The organism is Nocardia sp. PLKS1-43 (genome assembly GCF_059510335.1).
This window is the reverse complement of record NZ_JCAJZQ010000002.1, coordinates 606,772-619,038: the sequence shown is the minus strand read 5'-3', so window position 1 is coordinate 619,038 and position 12,267 is coordinate 606,772. Positions and strand designations below refer to the sequence as shown.

13 protein-coding genes are annotated in these 12,267 nt (G+C 69.2%); 5 read left to right on the top strand and 8 right to left on the bottom strand.

Annotated elements, in window-relative coordinates:
• Positions 1–4: 4 nt before the first annotated feature.
• Positions 5–448 (bottom strand): MarR family winged helix-turn-helix transcriptional regulator, encoded by a 444-nt coding sequence (locus tag AC5WS7_RS10675; protein WP_495954257.1) that lies wholly within the window; start codon positions 446–448, stop codon positions 5–7.
• Between the two features lie 55 nt (positions 449–503).
• On the opposite strand from AC5WS7_RS10675, the gene AC5WS7_RS10670 reads away from it, so the two are divergent.
• Positions 504–1,250, top strand: coding sequence for a TetR/AcrR family transcriptional regulator (locus AC5WS7_RS10670; protein ID WP_495954256.1), 747 nt, complete (start codon positions 504–506; stop codon positions 1,248–1,250).
• 39 nt (positions 1,251–1,289) lie between these two features.
• Here AC5WS7_RS10670 and AC5WS7_RS10665 read toward each other — a convergent pair whose 3' ends face one another.
• The 4 genes from AC5WS7_RS10665 to AC5WS7_RS10650 all read right to left on the bottom strand — a co-directional run bounded on the left by AC5WS7_RS10665 (position 1,290) and on the right by AC5WS7_RS10650 (position 5,262).
• Entirely contained in the window at positions 1,290–2,519 is a 1,230-nt protein-coding gene (locus tag AC5WS7_RS10665; protein WP_495954255.1) for an acyl-CoA dehydrogenase family protein, read from the bottom strand.
• A 71-nt stretch (positions 2,520–2,590) separates the two neighbouring features.
• On the bottom strand, positions 2,591–3,526 hold the full coding sequence (locus AC5WS7_RS10660) for an alpha/beta fold hydrolase (protein WP_495954254.1): 936 nt from the start codon (positions 3,524–3,526) through the stop codon (positions 2,591–2,593).
• 153 nt (positions 3,527–3,679) lie between these two features.
• Positions 3,680–4,156, bottom strand: a complete 477-nt coding sequence (locus AC5WS7_RS10655) for a hypothetical protein (protein ID WP_495954526.1) — start codon at positions 4,154–4,156, stop codon at positions 3,680–3,682.
• 26 nt (positions 4,157–4,182) lie between these two features.
• Positions 4,183–5,262, bottom strand: a complete 1,080-nt coding sequence (locus AC5WS7_RS10650; RefSeq protein WP_495954253.1) for a DNA polymerase III subunit beta family protein — start codon at positions 5,260–5,262, stop codon at positions 4,183–4,185.
• A 613-nt stretch (positions 5,263–5,875) separates the two neighbouring features.
• On the opposite strand from AC5WS7_RS10650, the gene AC5WS7_RS10645 reads away from it, so the two are divergent.
• Positions 5,876–7,933, top strand: coding sequence for a neutral/alkaline ceramidase (locus AC5WS7_RS10645; protein ID WP_495954252.1), 2,058 nt, complete (start codon positions 5,876–5,878; stop codon positions 7,931–7,933).
• A gap of 203 nt (positions 7,934–8,136) precedes the next feature.
• On the opposite strand, the gene AC5WS7_RS10640 is transcribed toward AC5WS7_RS10645, so the two are convergent.
• Complete coding sequence (locus AC5WS7_RS10640) at positions 8,137–8,730, bottom strand: TetR/AcrR family transcriptional regulator (RefSeq protein ID WP_495954251.1); 594 nt, start codon at positions 8,728–8,730, stop codon at positions 8,137–8,139.
• 69 nt (positions 8,731–8,799) lie between these two features.
• Here AC5WS7_RS10640 and AC5WS7_RS10635 point away from each other — a divergent pair, with 69 nt between their 5' ends.
• Positions 8,800–9,633: an alpha/beta fold hydrolase gene (locus AC5WS7_RS10635; protein ID WP_495954250.1), complete on the top strand. Its 834-nt coding sequence runs from the start codon at positions 8,800–8,802 to the stop codon at positions 9,631–9,633.
• A gap of 150 nt (positions 9,634–9,783) precedes the next feature.
• Positions 9,784–10,206, top strand: coding sequence for a nitroreductase family deazaflavin-dependent oxidoreductase (locus tag AC5WS7_RS10630; RefSeq protein WP_495954249.1), 423 nt, complete (start codon positions 9,784–9,786; stop codon positions 10,204–10,206).
• A 6-nt stretch (positions 10,207–10,212) separates the two neighbouring features.
• Here the strand turns inward: AC5WS7_RS10630 and AC5WS7_RS10625 are convergent, their stop codons facing one another.
• Positions 10,213–10,698 (bottom strand): universal stress protein, encoded by a 486-nt coding sequence (locus tag AC5WS7_RS10625; protein ID WP_495954248.1) that lies wholly within the window; start codon positions 10,696–10,698, stop codon positions 10,213–10,215.
• Between the two features lie 102 nt (positions 10,699–10,800).
• Here AC5WS7_RS10625 and AC5WS7_RS10620 point away from each other — a divergent pair, with 102 nt between their 5' ends.
• Entirely contained in the window at positions 10,801–11,328 is a 528-nt protein-coding gene (locus tag AC5WS7_RS10620) for a gluconokinase (RefSeq protein WP_495954247.1), read from the top strand.
• Here AC5WS7_RS10620 and AC5WS7_RS10615 read toward each other — a convergent pair.
• On the bottom strand, positions 11,316–12,224 hold the full coding sequence (locus tag AC5WS7_RS10615) for a dienelactone hydrolase family protein (protein ID WP_495954246.1): 909 nt from the start codon (positions 12,222–12,224) through the stop codon (positions 11,316–11,318). The two genes, AC5WS7_RS10620 and AC5WS7_RS10615, sit on opposite strands and share 13 nt — an antisense overlap.
• Positions 12,225–12,267: the final 43 nt, after the last annotated feature.

Below are 12,267 nucleotides of genomic sequence, written 5' to 3'. Positions count from 1 at the left end.
CCGCTCACGGACGTGGCCAGGGACGCCCGTGATAACGCTCGATATCGGTGTTCAGGCGTTCGAGATAGCCGACCAGCGCGGCCAGGTCCGCCCTGGACCAGTCCGCGAGGATGGCGTCCAGATGGCCGACCGCCGCGGCTCGATCGGCCTCGAGCTGAGCGGCCCCCTGCTCGCTGACCTGGAATTTGCGAGCCATACCGCCGTCCGGATCCGGAATCCGGTCCACCAGCCCCGCGCGGCGCATGGCCGCGGTCTGCCGGTTCACCGTCGAGGCGTCCAGCCCCAGCGCCTCGCTCAACTGGCCGATGGACATCGCACCCTCCATCCGCAGCCGGTACAGCAGGGTGTACGCACTGCGGTCCAGCCGTCCCGCACCGCGCTGCGAGGTCAGGCTGTAGCGGCCGAGCAGCATCGTCTCGAACTCGAGCAGGTCCGTGAGCTTGTCCATGCGGTCCTTCCGGCTCGGCGTGCGGTATGCGAATGTCGGTATATCACACGCAAATGTGCCCACCGTTCTGCTTTCCGAAGCCGACGTCGGATTCGAGGGCCGCGGTGATACCGTGGCGACCGGGAGCGGGGTGTCGGCGAGCCGGGAGCAGGTGATCGGGGTGGTATCGGAATCCGTTGCGGGCGAGGGAGAGTCCGGTCGCCCCGCGCCCCGTACCCAGCGAGGTGTGCGGACCCGGGCGGCGCTGATCGCGGCCGCGCGGCAGGTGTTCGAACGCGACGGCTACCTCGAGGCGAAGATCTCCGACATCTCCGCGGCCGCCGGTGTGGCCTCGGGCTCGTTCTACACCTACTTCGACGGTAAGGACGAGATCTTCGCCGCCGTCGTCGAGCAGGTGCAGGAAGAGATGCTGCATCCGCACGTGCGCGAGCGCAGCGGCATCACCGATCCGTGCGCCCTGATCGAGGCGGCGAACCGCGAATACCTGTTGTCCTACAAGCGAAATGCCCGCCTGATGGCGGTCTTCGAACAGGTCGCCCAGGTCGACGAGAACTTCCGGCGGATGCGCATCGAACGCAGCCGCGCCTTCGTCCAGCGCAACGCCCGCATGATCCGCGCCCTGCAGAAGTCCGGCCGGGCGGCCGCCGACCTGGATCCGACCATCACCGCGCACGCGCTGTCGGGGATGGTGAGCCGGATGGCCTATCTGGTCTTCGTGCTGGACCAGCGGATCGCCTTCGAGAAGCTGGTGCGGACGCTGACCGCGCTCTGGGTCAACGCCCTGCAGCTCGACCGGGAGTGAGCGGGCCGCGGCCCGGATGCGCGGCCGCGGCGAGGAGTCTCACGCCTTCGCGTCGCCACGCCGTCGGTACTTACCCAGCTCGGCCCGCGCGATACTGCGCTTGTGCACCTCGTCGGGTCCGTCGGCCAGACGCAGCGTGCGCAGGTGCGCCCAGAAGCTCGCGAGGGGGAAATCCTCGGTCACCCCGCCCGCGCCGTGCAGCTGAATCGCCCGGTCGACGATCTTCAACGCCATATTCGGCGCGGCCACCTTGATCGCGGCGATCTCCACTCGCGCCTGCTTGTTGCCGACGGTATCCATCATCCAGGCCGCCTTGAGGGTGAGCAGGCGGGTCTGCTCGATCTCGATGCGCGCCTCGGCGATCCAGTCCTGGATATTGGCGCGCTCACTGAGTTTCGCGCCGAAGGTGGTGCGCGATTCCGCGCGGCGGCACATCAGTTCCAGGGCGCGCTCGGCCATGCCGATCGCGCGCATGCAGTGGTGGATGCGGCCGGGCCCGAGCCGGGCCTGGCTGATCGCGAAACCCTCACCGGGACCGGCGAGTACGTCGCTGCCCGGCACGCGCACGTTGTCGAAGACGATCTCGGCGTGGCCCTCGCGATCGGAGTAGCCGAACACCGGCAGATTCCGGACCACCTGTACGCCCGGCGCGTCGATCGGGACGACCAGCATGGACTGCTGCCGGTGCGGCGGGGCCTCGGGATCGGTCTTGCCCATCACGATCAGCACCTTGCAGTTGGCGTGCAAAGCGTTGGAGGCGAACCACTTTCGGCCGTCGAGCAGGTAGTCGTCGCCGTCGCGGCGCATGCTCATCTCGATATTGGTCGCATCCGAACTCGCCACGCCCGGTTCGGTCATCGCGAACGCGGAGCGGATGGTTCCGGCCAGCAGCGGTTCGAGCCAGCGCTGCTTGTGCTCCTCGGTGCCGAACAGCGTGAACACTTCCATATTCCCGGTGTCCGGGGCCGCGCAGTTGCACGCCTCGGGGGCCAGCGCGGGGCTGCGGCCCATGATCTCGGCCAGCGGCGCGTACTCGAGATTGGTCAGGCCCGGACCCCATTCCGGATGCGGGTGGAACAGATTCCACAGGCCGCGCTCGCGCGCCTCGGCCTTGAGATCCTCGAGGATCTGCGGGTGATGGTGCGGGTCACCGGCGGCGCGCATCTGCTCCTGATAGACGGCCTCGGCCGGGTAGATCCGCTCGTCCATGAAGGCCGTGAGGTCCGCGATATACCGCTGAGCGCGTTCGGAACCGGTGAACAGGTCCATCGGGTCTCCCATCGATGCGTGCCGCACCGCTGCGGCATCGGAGTGAATGCAACTGTAGTTCGGCGGCCGGATCAGCTCCGGGCCACACCACGGGCGAAGTCGATCAGCGCGGCGCTGACCTCGTCGGGCCGTTCCTGCTGGATCCAGTGGCCCGCGCCGTCGAGCAGCAGGGTGCCGCGCAGATCGGTCAGTACGGCGTCCATCTTGGCGAGCGGGGTGAAACGCAGCACCGCGTCGTCCGCGCCCGCGATGAAGTAGGCGGGCGCGGTGATCTTCGCCCCGGCCAGATCGGCGGACAGTTCCCAGTCGCGGTCGAGGTTGCGGTAGTAGTTGAGCCCGCCGGTGAACCCGGTCGTGCTGAACGCGTCGATGTAGTACCGCAGTTCGGACTCGGAAAGCCATTGCGGCGGTTGCGGGTTCGCGCTGTCGCCGGTCAGGTCCCCGGCGCTGATCACCTGGTCGCGCAGCAGGGTGCGCCGCACGTCGGCGGCCAGGGCCGCATCCGCGACGCCCGGCTCCTGGAACCAGCACATGTAGAAGTCCTCGCCCAGCCGGGAGCGGAAGATCGAGATCGGCGGCGCCTTGGGCCGGGGCGCGACCGGAACGCTCAGGCCGGCCACCGCACGCACCCGATCCGGATGCCGCAGCGCGGTCTGCCAGACGACCGACGCGCCCCAATCGTGACCGATGAAGATCGCGTCCTGCGCGCCGACCGCGTCGAGCAGGCCGACCAGGTCGCCGCAGAGGGCCGCCATCGCGTAGTCCTCGATCCGGTCCGGCCGCGAGCTGCCGCCGTAACCACGCATATCCGGGGTCAGGGTGCGGAATCCGGCTTCGGCGAAGGCGAAGACCTGGTGTCGCCAGGAGAATCCGAGTTCGGGGAAACCGTGACAGAAGACCACCAGCGGACCCTCGCCGTGTTCGACGACTCGCAGTTCGATCCCGTTCACCGCGATCTGTCTGCTGCCCAGGGCCGCCCAGTCCGGTACCGGAGTCCGTGTACTCACTTCTCGCGCCCACCTCGCCTGCCGAGTGTCTGCACCGCGGTCGCGGTACTCGCTACCGTATCAAAGTTGACGCCGGATTCAACTAATGGTCATAAAGTACTGGCGTACAACACTTTTGAGCAAATGAGTGGCGATCGGGCCGTGCGGCGGAATTCACGACCGCCCGTTGGGCGCGCTGTCCCGGCGCTGGGTCGAACGGGCGCGCACCGCCGCGGCGACCTCGTCGGCGGCCGAGCGGATGCCGTCACCGTAGGGGTCCGCGCCGAGCGCGTCGAAATATGCGCGGGCCGCCTCGAGGTGCTGGTCCGCGGCGTCGAAGGAACCGAGGCGGCGGAGGTTGTCGGCGAGGTTCAGATGCAGGGAGGGGTAGAAGCCGCGCACGCGCAGCGTCGGGTGGTGCCGCCTGGTTCGCTCGTCGGTGAGCGCTCCGGCCGCGTCGAGGGCGCGCACGTCCCAGATCAGCGCCTGCGCGGCGTCGTCGTACAGATCGGCCAGGTAGTGCGCGAGGGTGCAGCGGTGCAGGGGGTCGCCCAGCGGGCCGAGCCTGTCCCAGAGGCCGAGGAGTTCCGCACGAGCGGCGTCGGGATCTCCCGCGTGGCCGTGCTGGACCGCGACGGTGATCGCGGTCATGGTGTCGTCGGGTCCGGCTGTGGAGGTCACGGATGATCCTTTCCGCGGGTGGGCATGGCGAGGGTGGTGAGATCTCCGGCGGCGGCCGAGCGAATGACGACCGGCTGGTCCGGTGCGGCGATGTCGAGCATGATCTCCGGGCCGACGGCTGTGCGCAGCGCGGGGGACAGGGTGGCGGGATCGAAGGCCAGCGTGGTTCGAATGCCGTTGACGGACGCGGGGATTCGGCGTTCCGGTCCGTCCGGCGCGGTCGAGGTTCGCAGCGAGACGGCATCGATCGCGCAGTGCAGGGTTCGCGCCCCGGCCTGGTCGACCGCCTCGCGGAGCAGATCGCCGTCCACCACCACGCGAGTGCGCGCCGGGGGCAGTGCGGCGAGCATGTGCCGATAGTCCGGAAACGGCTCCGTGATTGCCGGACAACGGATTTCGGTGCCGGTGAGCACGAGATCCGTCCCGGAAGAGGAGAGCGGGACCTGTTCCCGTTCGCGCAGGCGGGCGGTCAGCGCGTCGAGGTCCCCGGCCGGTACGACCAGCGACCACGGGTCCGCCGCGGCGCGCAGCGGAACCAGGGACCGGGCGGTGAGCCGATAACGATCGGTCGCGATCAGTACCACCGAGTCGGCGTCGGCCTCGACGAGAATTCCGGTCAGCACCGCGATCGCGGTGTCCCGCGCGGCCGCGGGCCGGACCTGCTCGATCGCCTCGGCGAATTCGTTGCCCCGCACGACGACGAGATGCGGATCCCGTTCGGCCCGCAGCGCGTCCTTGATGGTCTCGACCGCCGCGGCGGCCTCGCGAGCCCGCTGCTCGAGCCCCGCGACATGTGCGTCCAGCAGCCGCGCACCGGCCTCGGCGTCGCCCGCCAGCACCTCGGCGACGGTATCGAGCGGCATCCCGATCTCCCGCAGTCGCCGAATGGTCGTCGCCCGCTCCCGCTGCCCCGGGGTGTAGTACCGGTATCCGCTGGCAGGATCCACCCGCGCGGGCGGCAGCAACCCGCAGTCGTCGTAGAACCGCAGCGCCGTCGCCGTGAGCCCACTCGCGCGGGCCAGCACCCCGATCGTGACGAACTCGTCCGGCTCGTCCTGGAAATCACATTCGGTCACGCGGGTCATCATCAAGCCTCGGGTAACCCGAAGGTCAAGCTTTACGCGCCCGCGGGTGGAACCGGGCGCGTACACCCCGCACGCGAGTGCCTCGGTGAGCGATCTCCCGCTGACCGCCGAGAACGGCCGAGCCCGCGCGACGCCCGATCGCGGCTTTGCTGGGAACCGCCTGTCAGTTGGCCTGGAATTCGGGCAGAGAAGGGGAACGGCCATTGTCACTCCTCTTGCGCGGCTGTACTTTTCGGATGTCTCCAGACAATCGAAAGGTCGCTCTCATGCTTCTCGCTCTCATCATCGCCGGACTCAGTGCCACTGGCAGCGCCGCCGCGGGCATTCTCGGCAGTGCGGCCACGTACGCGGGCAACGTCTGACCCCCTTCCGGCACGAGCGTCCGGTGTTCCGTGAGCGGGCGCCGGCCGACGAACGCCCGGCCAGATCGGCGATCCGATCCGGCCGGGCGTTCGTCGTTGTGCGCGAAGGCGTTTCGGGGAGGCGTTTCCCGGACCGATCGGCGTGTTCCCGCGGTGATGTACCGGGCGGCTGGCGTACTGGACAATTGACCAGTACGCTTCGCCGAACGGAATACGGCATGTGTGGACACGAAGGAGTCTCGGTGACGGTCTCGCGTCGATCGGTGTTGGCCGGTACGGCCGCCGCGGCGGTGGCGGCGGGTATGTCCGCGGCGAATCCCGCGAGTGCGCAGCCACATCGGGCGGACAGCCAGGGGTACCTGATCGGATGTGGAATCGGGGACATCACCGGCGCGCCCGCGGGACAGGGCATGATGGGCTACTCCGAGGCCGATCAGGTCGCCACCGGGCTGCTCACGCGATGTTGGGCGCGTGCCTACATCGTCGTGGACCGGACCGGCGGGGATCGCATCGCCTTCGTCACCACCGACAACGCGTGCCTGTTCCAGTCGGTGCAGCTCGAGGTGCTGCGGCGGCTGGCCGCGCGATTCGGCGATCTGTACACCGAGCGCAACGTCGACCTCAACGCCACGCACAACCACAATTCCTGCGGCGGGACCGCCTGTGAATACGCGTATTCCCTTGCCGCGTACGGCTTTCAACAGAACTCGTTCGAGGCCGAGGTGAACGGGATCGTCACCGCGCTCGTGCGGGCGCACGAGCGGCTCGCGCCCGGCACGATCATGCTCGGGCACGGCGAACTCCACGACGCCAGCGCGAACCGCTCCCGGGTCGCCTTCGAACTCGATCCGCCGCCGGACAAGGCCGTATTTCCCGATGCGATCGACCCCGCGGTGACGGTGCTGCGGCTGCGTCAGGGCGGCCGGGACGTCGGGGCGATCACCTGGTTCGCCACCCACGGCACCTCGCTGACCGACCGCAATACCCTCATCTCCGGCGACAACAAGGGCTATGCCAGCTATCGCTGGGAGCACGACGAGATGGGGGTGCGGCACGGCGACGGTCAGCCGCGCTTCCTGGCGGCGTTCGCCCAGACCAACGCGGGGGATATGACGCCCAATCTGAACTGCGTTCCCATGCACCCGTCCGGGCCGACCGAGGACAACCGGCTCAACTGCGCGATCATCGGCGAGCGGCAATATCGGGCCGGACGCGCGGCCTTCGACTCCGCGCGCCCGATGAGCCGCGGCGGTGTGGACGCGGTGGCGCACTACGTGAACATGGCCGATATCGCCGTCGACGGCTCCTACACCCCCGACGGCAAACCCGCCCGCACCGCGCCGGCGATGATGGGCGCCTCGGCCATGGCCACCAGCGAGGAGGACAACTGGAACAGTCAGCTGTCGTTCCTGAGCGAGGGCGATTCGAATCCGATGGTGGCTGCACTCGGCGGCCTCGACGCTCCGATCGAGCAGTGGATGCGAGATGCGCAGGCGCCCAAACTGATCGCCGCTCCGCTGGGCATCCTGCCGCCGCGGCCGTGGAATCCGCAGGTACTGATGCTTCAGATCATCCGCATCGGTGATCTGGTATTGGCTTGCGGCCCAGCGGAATACACCATCGTGGCCGGACTGCGGATCCGGCGCCTGGTCGCCCACGCGCTCGGCGTGCCGCTGGAGAACGTGCTGATGCAGGGGTACGCCAACGGCTACAGCCAATACGTGACCACACCCGAGGAGTACGTCTCGCAGCAGTACGAGGGCGGCGAGACCCAGTTCGGCCGCTGGACGCTCCCGGCCTACATGCAGGAATTCGACCGGCTGGCCAGGGCTCTGGCCGCGCGCACCGACCTCGGCCGGGGTCCCGCGCCGCTGGACTGGACCTCCGGGCCGCAGCCGAATCTGCTGCCGCCGGTACCGCCGGACGTACCCGTCGCCGGGCATGCCTTCGGCGATGTGCTGGCCCAGCCCGCGAACGGCGTCGCGGGACAGACCGTCGCGGCCGAGTTCTGCGGTGCGCATCCGAACAACGACTTCCACACCGGCGGAACCTATTTCGAAATCCAGCGCGCGAACGGCGGCGACTGGCGACGAGTTCAGGACGACAACGATTGGTGCACGGAACTGCACTGGCGGCGCCCGGACGGGCAACCCGCCGCGTCGATCGTCCGCATCCAATGGACCGTCCCACCCGGTACCCCCACGGGACGTTACCGCATCCGCTACACCGGCGATTCCCGCGACGCCGCGGGTAAGCGCGCCCGTTTCACCGGCACGTCAGCGGAATTCGCGGTGGCGTAGTTGTTTCCGGTTCGGGCTCAGCGGGTGCTGGCTGCGGGGTGAGTTCGACGTTGTGGGGCGCCGACCGTGTGTGCGCGGTCGGCGCAGGCGAATTGCTCTCGGGCGTCGAGGTTTTCGAGTCGTCGAATGCCCGGCTGGGTGGTGGATGCCGCGCGGCGCCGGCTCTGCGGAGGTAGCTGACTCGACTCGTCCGGCCGGGCCGCTCAGGCGGGGGAGGACTCCTGGTCCCGCAACGCGATCTCGAGGTGCGCGCTCATGGCCTCACCGGCCGCGTGCAGTGGTTCGGGGGAGCGGAGTGTGCGACCGAGGATGAACGCTCCCTCCAGCGCGCTGAGCATGGCCAGGATCAGTCGGCGGGCCGGGTCGGGGCGCAGGCCGCGGCCCTCGAGGTAGGCGGCGCCCTGCTCGATCCAGGATTCGATGACCTCCGCGGCCACCTCGCGCAACGCGGGCTGACTGTCGGCGATCTCGCCGGCGACGGTGCCGACCGGGCACATGTTCATCCATCCGGACTGCGCCATATCCGCTGCCGCGGCGGCGAATGCGGCCGGAACCGCCTCGCGCAGATCCTCGTACGGATCCATCAGCAGCGGCAGCAGCTGGATGTAGGCCGCACCACTGGTGCGCAGCGCCTCCCCGGCGATCTGCTGTTTGCCCTCCGGGAAATGGTGGTAGAGCGATCCGATCGGCGCACCGGACGCGACGGTGAGTTCCTTGACGGTGGTCGCGCCGTACCCCTGCCGGCGCATCAGCTCGGTCGCGGCGGTGAGGATGCGTTCGCGGGTGCTGGTTGACATGTTCTCCGCCATACCACCACACTAGAACACATGCTCTAGAGCAACTGTTCTAGCGAAGGGATCGATCGGATGCCGGTAGTCGAGATCGCAGCGGGCCGGGTGCACTACGTCGAAGAGGGGCAGGGCCCGCCGGTGGTACTGCTGCACGGGGTTCTGATGAACCACACCCAGTGGGATCGGGTGCTGCCGCTGCTGCCGGAGGGTTTCCGGTACATCCGCCCGGCGCTGCCGCTCGGCGCCCATCCCGAACCCATGCGCCCGGACGCGGATCTGAGCATGCGCGGCCTGAATCAGGTGATCGCGGATTTTCTCGAGGCGCTGGATCTGCGCGAGGTGACCCTGGTACACACCGACTGGGGCGGCGGGCTGTTCCTGACCGCATACGGCCTCGACGAACGCGTCTCCCGGCTCATCGTCATGCCCTGTGAGGCATTCGACAATTTCCCGCCCGGACTGCCGGGAAAGATGACCGTGATCGCGGTCTACGCGCCCGGCGGGCTGGCACTGGCGCTGCGTCAGCTGCGTATCGCCCCGCTGCGGCGGCTGCCGATGATGCTCGGCTGGATGGCGCGCCGCCCGCTGCCCGACGATCTGGTGCATGGCTGGACCGAGCCGGGTCTGCGCGATCCGAAAATCCGCCGTGATCTGCGCAAATACGGAAAATCCCTGCCGCCGCGCGCCGAGCTGATCGCCGCCACCGAGGCGTTGCGCGATTTCGCGGGCCAAGCGCTGGTGCTGTGGTCCTCGGCGGGTAAGGTCATGCCGCGCGAGCACGGTTCCCGCCTGGCGGGCCTGCTTCCCGAAGGGCGGTTGCGCGAAATCGACGACGCCTACGTGCTGTCCATGATCGACCAGCCCGTCGCCGTCGCGGGGGCGATGAGCGAATTCCTCACGGGCACATGACGGTAGGCACGCTCGCGGCGGAATAAGCGGGGCAGTCGGCCCGTTACACTCGGCGACATCGCCACGAGTTTACGGAGGGATACGGTGAATCGCGTGCTGAGGAACCCGCTACCCGCGGTAGGCCGTACGCTCGGGCGTCGTCGGGCGGTAATGCGAATCGCCCCATTCATCATCGTGCTGGAGCGCCTCGTGCGCCGGATCACCGGGGGCCGGCACGGCGTCCTGGACGTGGCGGGTCTGCCCTCCATGGAACTGACCGTCCTGGGCCGCAAATCCGGTCTCCCGCGCACGGTCTCGCTGTTGTACGTGCCCGACGGGCCGGATGACTTCCTGCTGGTCGGCTCCAATTGGGGCCGGCCGCAACATCCTTCGTGGTCGGCCAATCTGTGCGCCGCCGATCACGCCGAGATCCACAGTCGCGGAGAGCGTTTCAAGGTGCGTGTCCGGCGGCTGCGCGGCGCGGAGCGAGACCGGGCCTGGGAGCGTGCGATCGAGCGTTGGCCGGGCTACACGATGGAGCAGGGTATGGTCCCCGAACGCCCTTTCCGGCTGTTCGAACTGACCCGCATCTGAGCCGGATCACGGAACGACGGTCACCGGCCATCGCCCGGCCTTGACCAGCCGGACCGCCACCGAACCGATGAACCGGTGCCCGGCCTTCTCCGACGCCCCGACGATCACCGCGTCGGCCTTGAGTTCGTCGGCGGCCTGGGCGAGCCCGGTGTACGGGTCGCCGCGCCGGGTGAAGAACTTCCAGCGGGTGTTGTAGACGTTCTTGACCCGTTCGGCGTGTGCGGAGATCTCGCGGGCGAGATCGTCGGCGACCTCCGCGGTCGCGCCCTGCACATCCGCGCCGTACACCCCGGACATCGCCATGTACGGCTGCACGTAGACCAGCGCCAGCAGCGCGTTCTGCCGTCTGGCCAGGCCCCCGGCATAGGCGGCGGCGCGCCAGGACGCCTCGGTGCCGTCCACGCCGGTCATGATCACGCGCGGCCCGTCGGTGCCCAATTCGAAGCCGGAACCCTTGTCGGCCGCCCACTCCGGAGTCTTCTCCTGCGCCACGAACCGAGCCTAATCGAGATGTCCGATTCCGTCTGAACCCCGGGGTGCGGCATCGGATGGACGGCTTCGAGACGCTCGCGTGTCCTGCGTATCGTCACACCCATGACCACAGCGCAGCCCCGTATCGCCGTGATGGGCGTGTCCGGATCCGGGAAGACGACGGTGGGCCGGCGGCTGGCGACCGCGCTCGGTGTGGCCTATGCGGACGGCGACGATCTGCATCCGCCGGCCAATATCGCGAAGATGACGGCCGGCATCCCGCTGGACGACGCGGATCGCCTGCCGTGGCTCGACGCGATAGGGGACTGGCTGTCCGCTCGCGGGGAACACGGCGCGGTGGTGAGCTGCTCGGCCCTCAAACACGAGTACCGCGACCGTCTCCGGGCCGCCGTCCCCGGACTGTACTTCGTCGCCCTGGACGTGCCGCGCGCGGAGCTGGTCCGCCGGATGACCACGCGCACCGGGCATTTCATGCACGTGCAGTTGCTCGATTCGCAACTGGCCATCCTGCAGCCGCTGACCGCGCGGGAGTACGGTCGCACCGTCGACGGCACCCGCGATGTGGACAGCCTGGTCCGCGACGTGCTGTCGGGCCTGGACCCGGACAGCGCCGGAACTCAGCCCAGATAGCGCCCGTACCAGTCGGTGACGCGCCGCCACGCCTCCGCGGCCCCGGCTGCGTTGTAGCGCGGGCCGGTGTCGTTGAAGAAGGCGTGGTCCGCGCCCTGCGCGATGAAGGTCTCGTGCGGCAGGCCGGCTTTCCGCAGCGCGGCCTCGGCGGCGGGGCGGGTGGCCCCGACCCGGGCGTCGAGGGATCCGTAGATCGCCAGCACCGCGGCCTCGGACCGGGACAGATCTCCGTCGGCGGGGAAGGGGCCGTAGAACGGTGTGGCCGCGGCGATGTTCGGCGTGCCCGCGGTGAGCAGCATCCAGGTCAGCCCGCCGCCGAAGCAGAAGCCGGTCACGCCCAGCTTCTTGTCCGGCACCCGGCGTGCGAGCTCCTGGACACCGGCCTGTAGATCCGCGACGAACCGGTCCTGCGGGATCTTGCTCAGCGCCGCGGTGGCCGCCGCGGGCTCGGAAAACGTTGCGGTGCCGCCCTCTTCGGACAGCAGGTCGACCGCCAGCGCGCTGTAGCCGATACCCGCGAAACGTCCGGTGACCGAGCGGATGAAATCGGTGAGCCCGGTGTTCTCGTGGATCACCAGCACGCCGCCACGCGGTTGTTTCGCCTGCGCCCAGGCCGCGTGCAGGGTGCGGCCCTGCGGGCCCGCGAAGGTGACGGCGCTGGATTCGAGCGCGCCCGCCGCGCCGGGCGGGCCCGAGGTGGCAGTGACCGGCGAGGTAGCGGCCGAATGTGCTTGACTGTCACTCTGATTCGACGAGCACGCGGCCAGTAGCGCCGAGGCCGCGGCGGCCCCGAGCCCCATCATGCCCAGGCGGCGCAACGCCTCGCGACGATCGAGAATGCCGTCCGCGTGGTCGGTCGCGATCTCCTCGGCCATGTACTGCTGCAAGGGGGTCATGGGGCACACCCTATTCCGCCGCTGCGGCGGTGTGCGAGCGCTC